We start from the raw sequence: 18,733 nt of genomic DNA, 5'->3' as shown, positions 1-18,733 counted from the left end.
ATCCAAATCGATCAACATTGATCTGGTTTTCACTGAGATCTGCTTTTCATAATCCAAAGCTACACCCGACATTGAAAGAATTTGTCGAACGAAAACGTAACAGAAACCTAACAAAAGCTTAACGGCATGGTATTTATGAAATAATACGGCTATTTTTAAAGGATAAATGAAAGATCGTATATATAAATCAGTAGTATTGGTCAGTTTTCTGATTTTGCTTCTGGTACAGCTCAGGTTAACCTACAATTCTTATGTTCTTAGAGACAGGGATTATAGTTTAAAAGAAAAAACGTTAATTAACGACGAATATGGGCGCAGTATATCCGAAGATAAAGTTTTTAAAGGCGGAGGAAAGATCATCGATTCGATCCTTTCCAGAAATATGCCTGCGCTCAAACAAGCATACTTAAACAACAAGAAAGAATTTGTTAAACGCTCGCAAAGCGTGAGTAATGCACTGTTAAAAGACCTGCAAAAAGAAAGCACTATGGACAGTGTTTTCCTGTCAATTGTAAAAAAGAATGGCTTGGATAGCAATTTACAGTACCTGCTTACCTTTCAGCAGATAGAAATCAATTTCGATCCCAAAATCGGGAATATCACCATATTCGACAACCATACCCGTACCGATTTTAAGGCAGATCAAAAAACACCTTACGGGGTGATCATTGATGGTACATTAACTGATCCGAACGTTCAGAACAGGGTAACTAACCTTTCTGTTAGTGGCAAACTGGTGTATGATTACAGAGTTACCTTTAATCTTTTTGTCGATCCTCCGGGCCGTACCTTAAAAGTAGCCTATCAAATGTTACCAACGTTTTTATTGGTTGCACTTTGCATCATTATAATCGTAGGTATTAATTATTACACTTATATCAGCTGGATGCGGCAGAAAAAGGAAACAGATATTAAATCTGATTTCCTGAACAGCATTAAACATGAATTTAACACCCCAATTACTACTATTTTAGTGGCAAGCAAAAGCCTGCATGAAGACGAGGTGCTCAATGACAGGACACGCGTAAGTGCGCTTGTAAATATTGTAGAAAGACAGGCCAGGCGACTTCACTCCCACATTAACCAGATGCTGGAAATTTCGGATATCAACAACAACATCCATCTGGAAGAAACAGACCTTAACTATGCAATTCTTACTTTGGTTAACGACTATAAAATAAAAGTTCAGGCTCCAGACAGTATCACTTTTGATCCTCATGGTTCGGAAATACTGATTATGATGGATCCTTTCGTGTTTACCACGATGTTACAGAATATCCTCGACAACTCCTTTAAGCACAACCATAGCGATATAAAGATGACAGTACTTTTTATTACCACGAATAAAGACGGTTATACCCTTCACATTAAAGATAATGGGAAAGGAATTGAAGAAGCAATGAAAGAAAAAATATTCGATAAGTTCTTCCGTGCAGGCAAGGATAATACGGTTTCGGGCCTGGGGCTTGGCTTATATTACGTTAAACAATGTATTGATATTCATGGCTGGGCAATCAGCGTGAGAACAGAATTGGGAAAAGGCACCGAATTTCTGGTGCAGATCCCTAAGGAGCAGACCATAATTAGTACAAATCATTTATGAGTTATGATATCGTAATAATTGAAGATGAAACAGACCTGGGCAATGTAATTTCAGAATACCTGAAATTGAGGGGATTTAGTGTCCTGTGGTTCCAAACTGCTTCAGAAGCGTTGGCGCACTATAGCGCAAACCAGCTTGATAACAAATTGGTTATTGTGGATGTACAGCTTCCGGATATGAATGGCTTTGACCTCGCCTCAGAGATGGTAAAAATCAACTCCAACCAACCTTTTTTCTTTCTAACGGCACATAACGAAAAACAGGACCGTCTTCGCGGACTCAAGATTGGTGCAATAGATTATATTTCAAAACCATTCGAAATTGAGGAACTGGTACTTAGAATAGGAAATATCATCAATAAGTTTTCCAGCGCTCCAAACGTACAGGTCGCATCCAGTTCAGGATTTATCAACATCGGCGACATCAGGTATCAAAAGGACCAGCTTTTTTTACGGATGCCCGACAGCAAAGAAGTTTCCTTAACAGTTAGAGAAGCGGAAGTATTAGACCATTTGGCTGGCAATATTAATCAGGTAGTTAAAAAGAAAGATATCTTATTGGCTTTATGGGGAAATGACGATTATTTTAATGGAAAAAGCCTGGAGGTGTTCATTTCAAGGCTACGCAGGCTCTTTAAGGTTTCTGAACAGGTAAGTATAGAAAATGTATATGGATTGGGATACATTTTAAAAGTTAAATAATGGGATCAGTTATAAATTTAACACCAATGATATTGCGTCCAAAATAGTGAAACTAGGCAAAATGCTCAATTTGGAAGTAAAGGAAATTAAATAGGCCCTGTTTATCGCAAAAAATCAATTTGAAAAGCTTGCGAGGCCTGCCCAAACCTGAACATCGCCGCGCTTGGTCAGTCTGAGCGTAGCCGAAGACTTCTTGAGATTGATAAATTGCGAATAAATGCCCTTCGACTACGCTATCAATTACAGATTTAAAAAATTGTCGTCATTTCGATCCGATGGCTATCGGATGAAGCGCAGCGAAATGGAGAAATCTTTTTTATGAATGGTTTGGGCATCATGCTAGCTGGCTTTAATAAACCACAGTCTTTACCGAAGGACGCCGTCAATCCCAAGGGCCAGAAAAATCAAAAAAACAGTTGTAGGAAAGAACTAATAGTACTGCCAAACCTAAACGCAGTGGTTTTGTGTTCTTAAACGCTAATTTAATTTTAAAGAAATATTGAACACAAAACGAAGTGCCGCTGTTTTTTTGATGTGTGTAGGGCTGTGCAAAAGGCCCATTGCTGGATTGACAAAGCGCTTTGGGTACTTTGGCGCTCCAAAGTACCATGCCCCCGCGGCATAGAGCGGAAAAGACAATGTTTATGTATTAATTTGAGTTCGATTAATAATGTGGCTTTTAGAGCTATTCTTTAGGTATTTTAGTATTGGTATCATCACCTGATCTCTATAGCTATCGGATTCATTTCAGGATCTTAATAGCAGGAAAGATGCTGACCACGAAGTAGCTATTAGGCCTTTAAAACAACAAAACTGCTAATAAAATAAATTCAGCATGACGACCGACTTAATGAATGTGTACTAAAAAAACAAAGATGGAATTAACCAAGATGTGTCCACACGATAGGCGCAGGCGGGAATATTAAAGCGCTTGCATTAGATTCCCAATCAAGTTGGGAATGACGATCTCGCGCCCTACCATTTTGCCAAAAAGATCTGTCTTTTATATTGATTTTATGAAAATTACCCCTCAGGGTGACATCTTGAGATTTATCCTTTAACTTAATGACATTTGGGTAACCCTATTCACAAATTGACTTTTTAAACAAAGTAAATTGACACGCTAAACAAAATCAGCCTTTGCTCAACCGCCTACATTTGTCCTATAACATTTAATCAAAAACAAAATGGAAAAGAACAACTATCAAGGCGCATTACAACACCCACTGGGTTCAGGTTTTAGCGCTACTTCAACAGCAACAGAAGTTATTAAAGGAATAGATCTTACAGGAAAGATCGCTATCGTAACTGGTGGTAACGCCGGAATTGGTTTGGAAACTACAAAAGTACTGGCCGCAGCGGGCGCAACCTTGATCGTACCGGCAAGGGACATCGAAAAAGCAAGGAAAAACCTCGGGGCCATTCCAAACGTTGAACTCGAAACCATGGATCTTGCCAGGCCTGAAACCATCGATGCGTTCGCCGAAAAATTCCTGTCATCAGGCAGACCGCTGCACTTACTCATTAACAATGCAGGGATCATGTGGGTGCCTTTGCAAAGGGACAGCCGCGGTTTCGAATCACAGCTATCCACCAATTACTTTGGACAGTTCCAGCTGGTGGCAAGATTATGGCCAGCATTAAAAAATGCTAATGGCGCACGTGTAGTCAATGTTTCTTCACTGGGACATCACATGGCTCCTTTCAATTTCGACGATCCAAACTTCGAGCACAGGGAATACCAGACACTGCTAGGTTATGGGCAGTCTAAAACAGCCAGTAATCTTTTTGCATTAGAACTGGATAACCGTGCAAAAGCACATCAGGTAAGAGCCTACTCCCTGCACCCTGGATCAATAGCAGGAACAGAACTGGCCAGGGATGCCAATATGGAGCTGTTCAAACAGATGGGCTTTTTTGATGAAAGCGGGAACATCCGTCCTGAAATACTGGCCAGCCTGAAAAACATTCCACAGGGTGCGGCAACATCCGTTTGGGCCGCTACCAGTCCCTTGCTCAACAACATCGGCGGGGTTTACTGCGAAGATGCTGATATCGCTGAACTGCTATCGGAAGATCCCGCTATTCAAACCAGCACTAAACTGCACCAAAGCGGCGTAATGGATTATTCGTTAGACAAAAGCAGTGCTAAAAAACTGTGGGACTTGACCGAGGAAATGACAGGCATTGAATTTAACGTAAACTAGGCCATGAAAAATTTAAAAGGAAAAACCGCCCTGATTACGGGCGGTAACAGTGGCATCGGCTATGCCGCTGCCAAACAGCTGAAAGAAAACGGTGCACAGGTGATTATCACGGGCAGAAGAAAAGATGCGGTGGAAGCGGCCAATGCATCTAATAGAAATCTGATCAAAAACCAATAACTTTATCACAATGGAACATATATCCAAATACCTGACCAAGGACATCAAACTTTCCAGCTACGAAGATAAGCTGTTCAAATCCGACCTAATGTTTGAGGACCACATGCTGGTATGGTTCATTTCCGGAGAGACAAAAATCATACAGGCAGAATCTACCTTCAGCTTCAAAACAGGGGATATTTTTCTGATCCCAAGGAACGAACTGGCCACCATCATCAACTATCCGAAAAACGGATTGCCACATAAAACCGTGGTGATGCACTTGTCTACTGAAAGGCTGAAGAAGTTCTATGAAAAAACCGAACATAAAAAGAAAACACAGCCCCGGCAGAAAATTTACCACTTCAGTAACCACCCGCTACTGGAAAGCTGCCTGGCATCACTAATCCCCTATTTTGATGTGGAAAGTGAATTTCCGGAAAGCCTGGCCACGCTAAAAATTGAAGAAGCGATCAACATCCTAAGGCTGATCGACCCCAGCGTGGATAGTGTCCTTGCTAACTTTGATGTTCCAGGCAAGATCGACCTGATTGATTTTATGCAGCGTAATTTTATGTTCAATATGTCACTGGAAAAATTGGGCTACCTGACCGGACGAAGCTTGTCTACCTTCAACAGGGACTTCAAAAAACTGTTCCAAACCACTCCCCAAAAGTGGCTGACGGACAAAAGGCTGGAACTAGCTTATTATTACCTGGCAGAAAAAAAGAAAAAACCAACCGAGATCTACCTTGAAGTAGGTTTTGAAGATCTTTCCCATTTTTCTTTCATTTTTAAAAAGAAATACGGAGTTTCTCCCAATCAACTTGCATTAAATGGGTAATAGCTTATAATCGCACTATCATCTTAAACAGAAGCTCCTATTGATAACCTAAAACAAACACTTAAATAAAAAGCAGTGTTTTCAGATTGCTTTCACAACGCTGAGGTCAGTGGCGGTGCGTAATTCGAACCATTTTTATGGGCTAATTGATTGAAACAGGCGGTTTTTCTAAAATTTTGAAGAACTCAAAATAATCGAACAATCCCAAATGAACCTTAACCCGTTTGTCCGCTTTCTAAAAATTGGATTGATGACTTAATTAGCTTTTAAAGGATTGATAGAGATTATTATTCCTTAGTTCTCACTCAAAGCACTTCGTTTTCGTTCCTCTTCTGTACCATTGCTCTTCTTGGTATTTTTCACCATACCTCCAAAGCTGTAACTAAAATTCAGCTTCACCATCCTGGTTTCAAACTGGTTTCGCCACAACTGCTGCAGGGTACCACTATTCTGGTTATACTCATTACGGTATGATTTAAAAATGTCCATTGCATTTAGCTGAATAGATGCTCTTTTATTTAACAGCTGCTGGCGAATACCTGCCGTAACATAAGTAAAAGCCCGGTTAGTGATTGTTCGATCTACACTTTTGCCACGATAATTGAAAAGAAACATCACAGAGAAATTCTTGCTCAGCGAGAAACTGTTATAGGAAGTTGCAGAAAGACTGGCTATTCCGTCGCTCTCTAGCAAAACCCGGTTAAATTCGCCTTTAAATGAACGTTTGGATAAAATGGCATTCGAACTGGTATACCACCATGGCAATACCTGTTTGCCATACATTGCCTGAAGGGTAAAGTAATCCCCATAATCTGCATTTCCAGGGAGTGTTGATATTATGCCATCTGCCAAAGGAACGGAGATACTGGTAAAATCATCTATGCTGTGACTATAAGTTAATCCAAAGAAAAATGCATTTTTATAACCATACCACAAATCGGCATTATAGGCAACCAAAGGTTTCAGTGCAGGGTTTCCCTGCTGCAGGTTGTTGCTACTAATAATTCGTACCAGCGGATTTAGGCTTTCGTAGCCAGGGCGTTCTACCCTTTTGTTCATCTCTAAGCTAAGGCTATGATTTTTGGTAAACTTATAGTCAAGATGTACAGACGGAAATGGCTGGAAATAGCTCCTGGTAAATCGTTCTTTTCCAAACTCCTGTTCACCTTGTCCATTAGTGTATTCGCCCCTTATACCTAACTGATAGGAAAATTTCTCACCAGTGCGAGCATAAGTTAAATAAAGTGCTGAAATACTTTCTTTGTAATCAAATAAATTGGTTTGCTGAGCATTGGAATCCTGATAAAAGTTAGAATTTATAGCATTAACATAACTCGTTTTCATACCCATTTCCAGTTGATGGCCTTTACCCAAAGGATGTGTATAATCCATTTTGAAAGCATAAACATTGAACAAACGATCTTGAGCTACTAAACTGGGAAAATCTGAGAAGGAATTTAAATTGATGGTTCGGTTATCCTGATCATTATAATTTCCATAACGGTAATAATCTAAATCAATCGTCAAATCTCTTCCCAAGCTATCTATTTGATGCTGTAGACGAAGTCCGGATGAGAAATTGGTTGCACGAATATTAACCAGATTAATAAACTGCGATTGTGCAATACCATTATCGATGTTAGCAGTGTTATTGCGACCAAAGGTCTGAAATCCAGGTTTAACCGAAGCAGACAGTGTAGTGCGCTTCGAAAGATAAAAATCCATTCCTAAATTTGGCGTGTAATTCGCATTGGTTCTGGTGCTTTTGATATCAGTAGTTGATTGACTTAAGGCTATTCCATTGGAATCGAAAAAAGTGGAAGCAATGTAACTATCGTAGAAATATTTGTTGTAATTATAATCCAAATTAAGCAGCAGGTTATATACTTTCCCTTTATAGTTAAGGTTAAGGCCCCCATTCGCTTTTCCAAATGTACCTTTCCCTCCTCCTAAATAAACATTTCCATTCAGCCCGGCTTTATAATTACGTTTATGAATAATGTTGATAATCGCACCGTTCCCGGCAGCGTCATATTTTGCAGATGGCTGGGCAATGAGTTCAACCTTTTGGATAGCAGACGAAGAAATCCCTTTCAACATACCAGCCAATGCCTCTGATGAAAGTGTAGTGGCCTTACCATCAATGTAGATCTGAACCGATTTACCGTTCAGAGTGATCCGGTCATCTGGCGTAATGCTCACGCCGGGTAATTGGTTCATTACCTCCATTATCGGCGCCCCTGAGCCCAGCCCATTGAGATTCACTATTAACTTATCAGCCCTCCGTTCGACAAATGGAAGCGGTGCTGATATGTTTATGGCAGCCAGTTGTTTCGCAGCTGGTTTAAGCTGGATGGTGCCAAGCGATTCAGACTGTGCATGAGCAATATCGAAAACTTTCGAATAACCTGCGGTGTATCCCATCATTCTCAGCTCGATCAAATATTTGCCATCAGGAATTTCGAAACTGAAATTTCCCTTGTCATCAGCAATTATAGCTTTAACAGTGCTAGAGTCTGCGCTCCTTTTTAAAAGGATTTGTACAAATGGGAGTTCAGCAAGCTTTTCATCCACCACTTTACCAGTAACCCTACCCAACTTTTGTTGCGCATTAACAGCCATGGTGCTGAAAAATAAAATGAAAACTAAAACATAATTAGAGCGGGTGGATTTAAGTAAAATAAAAAGCATAACGTTTGGATTAATTTGAATAATCCAAACGTATAACTAATAAATTAGTAATACAACTAATACATTAGCTATAACAACTAAACAATTAAATTATAATATATCTATCTGATTATCAGCTTAAAAATTTATCGAAATTTGATAAGCTGAACGTGCTTTTTCTCCATTTTCCAATGCAGGTTTCCATTTTTGGCTAGATTTAATAACCCTTAACGCTTCTTGATCACTTGCCTGATCTAAACTTTTTTCAACTTTTTCATTGCTAATTTCCCCGTTGGTTTCCACAACAAAACTCACAATCACCTTTCCACTTTTATTGGAAACTTTTCTTGCGGTACCTATCAAATATTTACTGAAAGCATCAAATCCACCAGGGAAACTTGCTGCCTGATCCACTCTATGATTATTACCAGTAAAACCAGAGCCATTAAAGGCGCACAAAAGCGTAATTAAAGGCAAGCATAAAATATACTTCCATAACCTGTAGCGGCTAGATTTTTTCCGTTGCAACATCTTTATTCTCGATTCGAGCAAGGAGGTATTATAGAAACGATTTGCCAATACAGGCCCCGCATTCAGGTTCTGTAGAAACAGCAACATCGCATATTGCTTTTTGCTTGCTGTAAAGTTACACGCATATTCATCTGCCAAATATTCGTGAATCAACTTCAGGCTTTTACGACAGGCATACACAACGGGATTGAACCAAAAAAATACACTTAATATTTCAACCAGCAGAATATCAAATGTATGCAACTGTTTAACGTGTATATTTTCATGTGCATTAATCACGGCCAGGTCAGAAAGCTTTCGGTCTATCACCTTTGTTTTCCAAAAAGAAAATGCATCGCCATCCTTGGGCAGCGTTATCTGTTTTTTTACACCCGCTATTTTGATGAATAATCGTGTTGCACCAAGCACAACTCCACCCCAATACACAAAGGTTACCCAGTTAAATTCTTTCCCGATGTCATTTCCTAATTTCGCTACCCCAACAACCGCAAGTGTGTTGGTTACAATTTCGACCTTTGGCAACACGATTAACCAGGACAGATCCAGGAAGGGCATTAGCATTGATAAGCAAAGCGCAACAAGCAGGTAAACCCTGTTAAAAGCAAAAAAAGTTTCTCTCTTAAGCAATAGGATATAAAAGAGATAAAATAAAACCAACGAAATGCTAGACCAGAGAAAGTAATATTCAAGTACCATGATTAACCTTTTATTTGATCTATCATTTTAAGTAACTTTTCGGCGTCTTTCATATCGATTTTCTTTTCCTTAACAAAAAAAGAGAACATATCTTGTACAGAATTAGAAAAATAGCTGCCTAAAAACTTATCTGCCTCATGACGCATATATTCTTCTTTGCTAACTAAGGGAAAGTAGCGATGGGTTTTACCGAAAGCTTCATAACCAATTACGCCCTTGCTCTCTAAAATCCTGATAATGGTTGAAACAGTGCTGTATGCAGGTTTTGGATCTGGGAGTTCACATATAATTTCCTTTACGAATGCTTTTTCCAATGCCCAGAGCACCTGCATTAATTGGCTTTCAACTCTGGTTAAATCTTTGATATCCATAGCCTATTTTATTTAATTTCAAATATCAGCTAAAAAATTAGTTACCACAACTAAAAATATGATTTAAAATAAAGATCGAATTAGTTTAGCAAAATGACTATAACAATATAGGTAAACATCGAACCGATAAGATATCCAGCCCCCTAAATTATATATCAGATTGACAACTAATTAAACATCAAAAATAGAAGACAATCGACAGTTTACTATACGAACACCATCAGGGTGCCCTTAAAGGGCTCGAACCCAAAAAACACCTTTATTGGCTCTATCTTTAAGAAGGAAAAATTATTCAAGGTCTTGAATAATTTTTCTTCACAGCGAAGCTTTGAGTTTAAATTAAATATCAGCTTATCATATTACCATGCTAAGTTCGGCAACTTCTCTTATTTACAATTCTACCCTTGAATGCTGAGCTTGTGCTATTTGTAGCTACCAGCTATCTGTTCTGAAAGGACTTGCCGGGAGTTCAGTTGTATTTGTCAAGTTTCCTTTAGGATCATTTGCCCAGTTATATCTTGCTGCCACTGGTTTAAGAACCGAATTACTCTTCAAAAAAACTGAACCATTTTTCGTAAATGCTACAGTCGGGTAAAATACCCGATCTTCTCCAGCAACCGAAAAACCTGAGAGGTTACCAGCCTTTGGTTTCATTCCTTTGTTGAATTTAAAATGTAACTCGATTAAGTCATTTTTTGTGGAAAAGGATTCGTAAACTGGTCCGGAATATTCACCTGAATCATTGTAGTTTTTTGCCAAAGCGATCAATGCCAATCTTTTTCCAACGTCCTGTTTATTTTTAGGATGGATATCCAATTCGTCTCCAATATCAATTGTAACGGCCATGGCTGTATACGGCAGCTTTAACGTTTTCAACTGGGCTTCACGCAACAAGGGCCATGAGAATGCATCGCCCTCTCCCCTGGCATAATTTGCTAACTGAACATAATAAAATGGTAGTTTTGGATTATTAAATTTAGTTCTCCAGTCCTGAATCAATGCAGGAAAAAGTGTCCTATATTGCTCGGCCCTACCAGCATTGGCCTCTCCCTGATACCAGATGACACCTTTAATGGGAAGGGATATGAAAGGATGAATCATCGCATTGTATAACACTGTTAGCCTGTTTGGACCCGAGTTATCCTGGGGCATAGGTTTAAAGTCTTTCAAATCAACACCAATAGTATACTTCCACTTACCGGCAAGATTTTGTTTCTGATCCGCAGACTGCAAAAAAAAGTTTGCCGGATTTCCATAAATTCCCCCGCCCCCGCCGCCATCAAAGACACGTACAGTAATGAAATGGTCGCCGGGCAAAACATATTTTTTAGGCACTACGTATTTACGCTGGCGATCATATCCTTCCGTCGCTCCAATTTCTTGTCCATCAAAATAGGTGATATCATTATCATCAATTGCCCCTAAGTTCAGGATTAAATCTCTGTCTCTCCATCCTTGTGGAATTGTTATTTTTTTTCTAAACCAAATTATACCATCAAAATTAGGCTTTTCGGTTAAGTCAAAAAAACCGGGCAAATCCATTTCTTTCCAGTTCGCATCATTAAGATTTTTATTTGCCCAAACTGCTACCCCGGACTTGAGACCTTTATCCTGTAAATTCAATTCATTTTTCCAAACCGACAGTTGTTTTGCGTACGCCTCTTTGTCATTAGATTGTTGAACGAGTTCAAGTGCAGTTTTGAAATCAGAAATTTTTGAGATTGTTTCCGCACTCGTCCACGCTTCAGCTACAGTACCGCCCCATGAACTATGAATCAAGCCTATCGGAATGCCTGTCTTTTTGTAAACTTCTCTGGCAAAAAAGTAAGCTGTTGCTGAAAACTCGGGAATATTGGCCGGAGAACAAACGTTCCATCCCCCATTCTGAACGCTCACTGCATCTGATGGTAAATTACTCGTGGCATGATTGACTTGTAACAACCTGATATTGGGGTAATTTGCCTCTTCTATTTCAGTTTTAAAATTATTAATTTTACCCCAGCCTGCCAACGGCATTTCCATGTTTGACTGACCAGAGCAAAGCCACACATCACCAACCATTATGTTATCAAATTTTATTGCCGTACCCTCTCCTGATATTACCATCACATAGGGTCCGCCATATTTAGGCGTTTTTATCCTAATCTTGAATTTTCCGGCATCATCTGTCCACACCGCATATTTATTGTTTTTATTCCACGAGCAGGCTAATATAATTTGATTACGTGGTTTGGCCTTACCTTCCATGATCACTTCTGCATTTTGCTGTAGCAACATATTAGAGCTAAAAAAGGCAGGTAAGGTAATTTTTGCATCTGCGTAAGTGAAGCAGAAAATGAGCAAAAATGCTAAAATAAAGTTCTTGTTTTTCATTACTTTAATTCTTCAATTTTGATTACCACACTGCTGCGATCTGATTTGACATTTGGATTAAAACCCACTTTCATTAGGAAATCACCACTGTAGGTGGCGGCAGAATCTATGGACGATGTTGTTCCCGGATATAAATTAATTTCCGTTAGACGGTACTTTTTATCACTGCTAAGCCCCTGCATCCTGATGGGCAATTTGCTGCCCTCGTCGTATCGGCTGTTGACCAGATAATTGAAACTGACCGCAGCAGACTGGTCCTCGCTTACGTACAACATAGAGGCTACGCTACCCTCTGAAGGATTTGCGAGGCGATATTGCGATCCCTTCCAAATCACCTGCTTCAATTCATTATAATTTTTAATTGCGAGCTGGCAAAACTTCAAATCATTTTCTGGTAGTTTACTAACCACAATATCAAAACCCAATTTTCCCATCATAGCCACATCTGTACGGAACTTAATGGGTTGCTTACCCCAGTCGGTTACATGGTTTGAACTGGCAATGGCTGGATAAAAATAGGAGTATTCCCATTGGATGAAAATACGCTCGAGGGGATCCGTATTATCGCTGGGCCAGAACTCAGTAAAATATTTAAGGGCGGCGTAATCTACCCTGCCGCCTCCACCTGAGCAAAGCATCATCGGCACTTTTGGATATTTTGCCCTGATTTTTTCTAAAACCTTGTATAAACCCTGAACGTATTCGATGTAAAAAGCTGCCTGATCTTTTAGATGTGAAGAATAAGCGTTATAAATTACCGCATTACAATCCCATTTAATATAGGCCAGGGATGGATTTTTAGTGAAAAGATCATCAACCACACTAAATACAAAATCCTGCACTTTTGGATTGGATAAATCCAACACCAGTTGATTACGGAAATAATATTCATCTCTTTTGGGCTGCTTCACCACCCAATCGGGATGTTTTTCATATAGCTCGCTTTTTGGATTCACCATTTCCGGTTCTATCCAGATGCCAAATTTTACATTATTTATATCCGCTTCTTTTACAAGTGAACTAATTCCATTTGGTAATTTCTGTTTATTTTCCTGCCAGTCACCTAAACCTGCATGGTCGTCATTACGTGGGTATTTATTGGCGAACCAACCATCATCCAGCAAAAACATATCTACGCCCAGCTTCTTTGTATCTTTTAACAACCCTGCGAGTTTTTGCTCATTGAAATCAAAATAAGTGGCTTCCCAGTTATTCAGCAGCGTCAAACGATCGCCTTTACCATCAAGGAGTTGATAGGTCCGGGCCCAGTTTTGTAGTTTGCGACTGGCATCACCCTTACCCTGATTAGAAAACGTGTACAAAAATTTCGGCGTGGTAAAACGTTCGTTGGGTTTAAGCTTAAAGTTTGATGCATAATTATTTATACCGGCAATAATGCGCAGGTTATCCTGATAATCCAATTCTAAATCAACACGAAAATTGCCACTCCACTCCATTGCTCCATACAATACCTCACCCCACGTTTCAGTTGCTGGCGCATTAAGCGAGACCATAAAAACAGAGGGCTGAAACAAATTTGCCCGTGTACCTAATTTGCTATCCAATGTTTTGATTCCATGTGTAATCCTGCTTTCTTCGGGCTGCATCTCCTTTGCCCAATCACCATGGTATTGCCTTAAATAGAAGTTTTTACCTTTTAAAATTAAATTCGCAGAAGCAAACTTTTCTAATGTAACAGCGCTCTTTTCTTTATGGCTGATTTCTGTCCATTGCTCAATGACATCTTCATTATAAAAACTTTTATAAAATAACTTAACCGTAAAATTGTAAACCGGATCGCTCAGGGTTATCGTTGTTAAACGCACATTGGTAGTGATGTTTTCTACCTGTTGCTGAACAAAATTTAAATTCAGGCTTTTATTCCCGTCTGCATGGGTTACACTAATAGCAGGTTCAACCAGGTTACGGGAACCTGATGGCGTGTACGCGGAATTAAGCTGACCGGTATATTCACTGGTTTGTTTGTATGTAGCATTAACCTGCGCATATTCGGCAGCCGAATGCAATTTCTGACCGAAGTAAATTGTATTTACATCTTTGCCTTTTACAGCTTGAAGCACCATAGCATGATGAGCAGTTTCTATCGCAATAATTTCCTGGGCTTTAACGAGTTGAGAAATGCCTAATAAACCGGCTAACAGGAGCTGACTTTTGACCTTATGTATCTGTTTGAATTTCATTTGGTACAATTTAATTATTTCAAGGTTATTTTAAGCATGGTTGCCTGTTCCGGACGAAGTTCTTTTAATTGGTAATCTTTTGGTAAAACGACTTGATGGTCAATTATATCCTCTATCATGGCAATAGAATTAACATTTATACCCAGCCTCGAAAAATCTATTATTGCCGAAGTGTCTTTATTTTTATAATTAAAAAGTGCCAGATACCTGATGTTCCCCTGTTCTTTTATGAATTGACCCGAAGCACCTTTTCCTTTATCTCCATCAACGGGTTTAAAGGCTTTTCCATCGGCGATTATTTTCAGTAAATCCTGGTTTTGGAAAACAGTTTCGGCCCTGGCTTTCCAGAGTCCATCAACTGAAAAATCATCGCCTACTATTAGTGTGCCTGTTACGATTGCAGATAAAGTCCGGGATACATTTGCGGCCTCATTTTCACTACCGAAAACAACATGATCAGCATCAATATAGTTATACAGATAGGTTTGCCACCAGCCATTCGTAACACTGTTTAAAGTGTATTCGGTATCCTTAATAGTTTTAAAAGCATCGCAGGCTATGCGCCTCACCTGTACGTATCTTGCAGATGCTAAACTTGGCGATATTGCTGCATAAACCAGCATCTTATTATCCAGACATTTTAACAAATATTCCATGCCGATCCGGTATGCCTGCATTCCGGTAGTGATTTTTGAATCATAAAACTTTGAAGATTCTACTGCAGCATGACCGAGAAAATCGATTTTAATCATTTCAAACCCACAAGATTTTAGATTCGAGATTACAAATTGAATTCTTTTTTGCGTACCTGGATGAGTGGGATCAAGTGCTCGCGCTCCATCAAAATCATGGAAACCATTATTTACATGTGTCCACATTTCTCCAAAGGTAAAATCGCTGCCTGGAGCTTTTCTTTTAGCGCCCCCCTTGTAACCCCAATCGGTAAAAGGAGCCCAATAGATGCCTGGCTTTAAACCTTTGCTTTTGCAATAATCAGCGAACTTTTTTAGTACCGAATAATCATTTCCTTGGAGCATGTTATCCCAGTACGAATCCAGGTCGATATAGGCAACATTACCCATCCGGAAGCTTTTAAGGTTTTCAGCAAAAAAATCTACAACTTCGACGGCCTTTTCGTAGGATAATTTTTCCTGCATTACACCCCAGCTATTCCAGCCCACCGGCGTGGGTCCATGCCAGCTGGCAATCATCGGGGGTTCGGAAGCCTTAACAGATTTAGCGTAACCCTCCATTCCATTGCGCCAATCGTTATAATAGCCAAAAAAAATGTTTGATGAAGTGATTGATTTGCCTGAAAGATAGCCATGTTTTATTTGATCCCGGGTGATGTCATAACTGGTGAAGCCACAACTTGTAGCTAAACCCAAAGTTTTTTGGTCAATAAGTTTCGTTTCAATGCCTGTTTTCCATTCATCATGATTTAATGTGCCGATAACAAACCCATTCCGGCTTATGTTGTCATAAACTGCAGTTATTTCTGAACTTACATTTTCCTTTTTTGGTGCTACAAGGTTTGCTTCATAACTGATGAAAGCATCATTATCGAATGGGACAAATAAATTTCTGAAAGATGTAAAATCACTTTGACCAACCAATTCTCCTTTTAAAGGAGCCATTTGGTTTGTTTTTAAATTGGCACCCGACACCGATACATTAATGGTGAAAAAATTTTTGCCACTGTAGGTATAAATATTCTGAACCAAACTGATTCCTTCCTTACCTTTAGTAGTAAAAACATAGTGTTCGCCGCTTCCAATTTTATTTTTGAAATGAGTGCTTGTAACCTTGCGATTCTTAAATTCGTTAGAGCGTATTAATCGTTCGTTAACTAAAACTTCAGAGTAGGCATTTTGCAGCACCTGCTCTCCATTGATACAAACATCGAAAGTACCTTTAGCACCGTTATAATTGATATAAGATTTCTTCCCAAAATTGATTTTTTGAGCAAAAATTGATGAATGAATAAGAAACATTCCGACAAAAATGGATGTCGATATGATATGGTTTACAAACTTCATGTAGTTTTAGGTTTTTGGCTACTTACTTCAATAATTTTTCCATTAACGCGTAACTTTATTTTTTTTGATGTAGGGCTATATATTTTATACGCAATCACTTTTCCATCGTTCCATTCAAAATCCACAGTGAGGTTCCCGCGGGCTCTAACACCATTTATTTTCCCCGATACTTTCCACTCCTGAGGTGTCGATGGTAATAGATCGATAAATCCATCGTGACTTTGGATAAGCATTTCGGCGATACCTGCTGCACCACCAAAATTACCATCAATTTGGAAAGGCGGACCTGCCGATAATAAGTTTGGATAAATGCCACCACCTGCACCATAATTAATATCCGTTTTAACAGTTGGCTTCATCAACTCGTGAAGCAATTTCCCAGATCGTTCGCCATCATGTAACCTGGCCCAAAATAATAATTTATAAGCGATAGACCAACTCGGACCATCATCGCCACGAATCTCCAAAGTTTTCTTCGCTGCTTCAGCCAATTCTGGTGTTTTAATTGGCGTAATTAATGAGGCTGGGTAAAGCCCATATAAATGCGAAATGTGCCGGTGTTGGGGTTCAGTTTCTTTATAATCTCTAATCCACTCCATCACTCTTCCATCTGCGCTAATATTTCCCGCAGGTGGAACTGATTTAAGCTTTTCAGCCAAAAAATTGCTAAATGCCTGATCAATACCTAAAGTTTTAGCTGCCTCAATCACATTGGTAAATAATTCTCTAACAATTTGATTGTCAATTGTGGGACCCATAGAAATACTGGCCGTTTTTCCATTAGGAAGATAAAAACTGTTTTCCGGAGAAACAGATGGTGCCGTAACCAGCCAACCCGTTTCCGGATCTTTAATTAATGCATCAGCATAAAACGCTGCAGAACCTTTTAATATTGGATATATCTTTTTTAAATAATCCTTATCGGTGCTAAATGCATAATGATCCCAAAGGTTATTACATAACCAGCCTGAACCTGCATTGGAAGCGCCCCAGGATGCGCTCTCGCCGGGCTCAGTAAAGCCCCACACGTTGGTAATCACATGCGCGATCCAGCCTTTGGAATTGTAATAAGCTTTTGCAGTTCTTTCGCCGTTTTTAACCATTCGGCCAACTAAATCGGCCAGCGGCAAGTTTAATTCTGACAAATTACTAACTTCCACAGGCCATTGGTTCATTTGAATATTCACATCCAAATGGTAATCTCCATTCCATGGAGTATGGATTTGGTTGGCCCACAGACCTTGCAAATTTGGCGGCAATAAGCCAACCCGGGTACTGCTGATACTTAAATATCGGCCAAACTGGTAAAAGAGTACCGGGAAACCTACATCAGCTTTTGGATTTTTATTATAATTAACCAGGCGTTCATCCGTTGGAATATTATCCTGATTACGATTACCAATCTGTAAATTTAGACGGTTAAACTTTTTCTGATAGTTGCGCACATGATTACGCAATTGAGTATCGTAAGTTTTGCTCTTAGCAGATTTTAAGTCTCTACTTATTTTTTCTTTAAATCCCGGGTTCATAAAATCCGTACCCGCAGCCAAATAAACAATTACACTGGTTGCACCCTTGACAATGATTTTATTATTTTTGAGTTCCTGCGTTCCACCTGTTAATAACGCATTCACCCGGGTTAAATATTTCATTCCTTTTCCATCAATGCCATTATCCAGTTGTCCGCTCATCACTAACTCACCATTGGCTGCTGTTATTTCTGCCCGCTCGGGACGAGAAATTTCGATATCAAAATTTAGCTGCCCTGGTTTAGATGCCGTTAGTTTAATTACGTCCACGTCATCATCAAAACTAGTTAAATATTCCCGGGTGTATTTCACTCCATTGAGTACGAAAGTGGTTTTAGCCAACGCGTTATTCAGCGACAGTTCCCGATGATATGCTGTTGCCTTGGTGTCGGCATCTGTTTGTTTGGGATAACTAAAGTTGAAAGATAAATTGCCAAGAACCTGGAAACAACCATAATTTGTGCCACCCGAACCTTCGCCTTTGCATATAAAATTTTTATTAACTAAGTCTTGTGCCAAATCATTTTTGCCTTCTAGAATGAGTTTTCTGATTTCTGACAGGCTTTTATGCGCTTCATAGTTATTGGCATCCTGTGGCGCACCCGACCATAACGTAATATCATTGAGCACGATATTTTCTTTCATAATACCACCATCAGGCATCATCCCTAAGCGGCCATTTCCAAGTGGGATGGTTTCTTCCCAACGTTTGGCAGGTTTATTATACCATAATTTCAAATTTTGCTGTGCAAATGCATTTTCTATAAAGAACGAAAAAAAGGATAAGAGTAATAAGAACTGATTTCGCATAT

At 39.3% G+C, this 18,733-nt stretch carries 12 protein-coding genes; 5 read left to right on the top strand and 7 right to left on the bottom strand.

The genetic code is table 11. The features are described from left to right. The first annotated feature begins 166 nt into the window (after positions 1 to 166). From KYH19_RS05340 to KYH19_RS05320, 5 genes are all read left to right on the top strand, one after another. Positions 167 to 1,603: a sensor histidine kinase KdpD gene (locus KYH19_RS05340; protein WP_219077863.1), complete on the top strand. Its 1,437-nt coding sequence runs from the start codon at positions 167 to 169 to the stop codon at positions 1,601 to 1,603. Next, entirely contained in the window at positions 1,600 to 2,304 is a 705-nt protein-coding gene (locus KYH19_RS05335) for a response regulator transcription factor (protein WP_193423449.1), read from the top strand. Before KYH19_RS05340 ends, KYH19_RS05335 begins: the two co-directional genes overlap by 4 nt. 1,187 nt (positions 2,305 to 3,491) lie before the next feature. Continuing rightward, entirely contained in the window at positions 3,492 to 4,511 is a 1,020-nt protein-coding gene (locus tag KYH19_RS05330) for an SDR family NAD(P)-dependent oxidoreductase (protein WP_219077862.1), read from the top strand. Between the two features lie 3 nt (positions 4,512 to 4,514). Continuing rightward, positions 4,515 to 4,688, top strand: coding sequence for an SDR family NAD(P)-dependent oxidoreductase (locus KYH19_RS05325; RefSeq protein ID WP_219077861.1), 174 nt, complete (start codon positions 4,515 to 4,517; stop codon positions 4,686 to 4,688). A gap of 10 nt (positions 4,689 to 4,698) precedes the next feature. Then, positions 4,699 to 5,511 carry an AraC family transcriptional regulator gene (locus KYH19_RS05320; RefSeq protein WP_219077860.1) on the top strand — a complete coding sequence of 271 codons (813 nt, stop codon included), beginning with the start codon at positions 4,699 to 4,701 and terminating at the stop codon, positions 5,509 to 5,511. 294 nt (positions 5,512 to 5,805) lie between these two features. Here KYH19_RS05320 and KYH19_RS05315 read toward each other — a convergent pair whose 3' ends face one another. The 7 genes from KYH19_RS05315 to KYH19_RS05285 form a co-directional block, all read right to left on the bottom strand. Beyond that, positions 5,806 to 8,202 (bottom strand): outer membrane beta-barrel family protein, encoded by a 2,397-nt coding sequence (locus KYH19_RS05315; protein WP_219077859.1) that lies wholly within the window; start codon positions 8,200 to 8,202, stop codon positions 5,806 to 5,808. Positions 8,203 to 8,319: 117 nt separating this feature from the next. Further along, complete coding sequence (locus KYH19_RS05310) at positions 8,320 to 9,408, bottom strand: M56 family metallopeptidase (protein ID WP_219077858.1); 1,089 nt, start codon at positions 9,406 to 9,408, stop codon at positions 8,320 to 8,322. Positions 9,409 to 9,410: 2 nt separating this feature from the next. Beyond that, on the bottom strand, positions 9,411 to 9,779 hold the full coding sequence (locus KYH19_RS05305; protein ID WP_219077857.1) for a BlaI/MecI/CopY family transcriptional regulator: 369 nt from the start codon (positions 9,777 to 9,779) through the stop codon (positions 9,411 to 9,413). 432 nt (positions 9,780 to 10,211) lie between these two features. Next, positions 10,212 to 12,152 carry a sialate O-acetylesterase gene (locus KYH19_RS05300; RefSeq protein WP_219077856.1) on the bottom strand — a complete coding sequence of 647 codons (1,941 nt, stop codon included), beginning with the start codon at positions 12,150 to 12,152 and terminating at the stop codon, positions 10,212 to 10,214. Beyond that, positions 12,152 to 14,353 carry an alpha-galactosidase gene (locus tag KYH19_RS05295; RefSeq protein ID WP_219077855.1) on the bottom strand — a complete coding sequence of 734 codons (2,202 nt, stop codon included), beginning with the start codon at positions 14,351 to 14,353 and terminating at the stop codon, positions 12,152 to 12,154. Before KYH19_RS05295 ends, KYH19_RS05300 begins: the two co-directional genes overlap by 1 nt. Before the next feature lie 14 nt (positions 14,354 to 14,367). Further along, positions 14,368 to 16,392 carry an alpha-galactosidase gene (locus tag KYH19_RS05290; RefSeq protein ID WP_219077854.1) on the bottom strand — a complete coding sequence of 675 codons (2,025 nt, stop codon included), beginning with the start codon at positions 16,390 to 16,392 and terminating at the stop codon, positions 14,368 to 14,370. After that, the gene (locus tag KYH19_RS05285) at positions 16,389 to 18,731 is read right to left on the bottom strand and encodes a glycoside hydrolase N-terminal domain-containing protein (protein ID WP_219077853.1); all 2,343 of its coding nucleotides are present in this window, start codon (positions 18,729 to 18,731) and stop codon (positions 16,389 to 16,391) included. The genes KYH19_RS05290 and KYH19_RS05285 overlap by 4 nt, the downstream gene beginning before the upstream one ends. Between the last annotated feature and the right edge of the window lie 2 nt (positions 18,732 to 18,733).

This window comes from Pedobacter sp. D749 (genome assembly GCF_019317285.1).
GTDB lineage: Bacteria > Bacteroidota > Bacteroidia > Sphingobacteriales > Sphingobacteriaceae > Pedobacter.
Note: the sequence above shows the minus strand (reverse complement) of the source record. Positions and strands in the feature narration are given on the sequence as shown.

Coding starts and splice junctions, on each gene's coding strand:
- KYH19_RS05340 (WP_219077863.1), top strand. CDS start 167: ATGAAAGATCGTATATATAAATCAGTAGTATTGGTCAGTTTTCTGATT.
- KYH19_RS05335 (WP_193423449.1), top strand. CDS start 1,600: ATGAGTTATGATATCGTAATAATTGAAGATGAAACAGACCTGGGCAAT.
- KYH19_RS05330 (WP_219077862.1), top strand. CDS start 3,492: ATGGAAAAGAACAACTATCAAGGCGCATTACAACACCCACTGGGTTCA.
- KYH19_RS05325 (WP_219077861.1), top strand. CDS start 4,515: ATGAAAAATTTAAAAGGAAAAACCGCCCTGATTACGGGCGGTAACAGT.
- KYH19_RS05320 (WP_219077860.1), top strand. CDS start 4,699: ATGGAACATATATCCAAATACCTGACCAAGGACATCAAACTTTCCAGC.
- KYH19_RS05315 (WP_219077859.1), bottom strand. CDS start 8,202: ATGCTTTTTATTTTACTTAAATCCACCCGCTCTAATTATGTTTTAGTT.
- KYH19_RS05310 (WP_219077858.1), bottom strand. CDS start 9,408: ATGGTACTTGAATATTACTTTCTCTGGTCTAGCATTTCGTTGGTTTTA.
- KYH19_RS05305 (WP_219077857.1), bottom strand. CDS start 9,779: ATGGATATCAAAGATTTAACCAGAGTTGAAAGCCAATTAATGCAGGTG.
- KYH19_RS05300 (WP_219077856.1), bottom strand. CDS start 12,152: ATGAAAAACAAGAACTTTATTTTAGCATTTTTGCTCATTTTCTGCTTC.
- KYH19_RS05295 (WP_219077855.1), bottom strand. CDS start 14,353: ATGAAATTCAAACAGATACATAAGGTCAAAAGTCAGCTCCTGTTAGCC.
- KYH19_RS05290 (WP_219077854.1), bottom strand. CDS start 16,392: ATGAAGTTTGTAAACCATATCATATCGACATCCATTTTTGTCGGAATG.
- KYH19_RS05285 (WP_219077853.1), bottom strand. CDS start 18,731: ATGCGAAATCAGTTCTTATTACTCTTATCCTTTTTTTCGTTCTTTATA.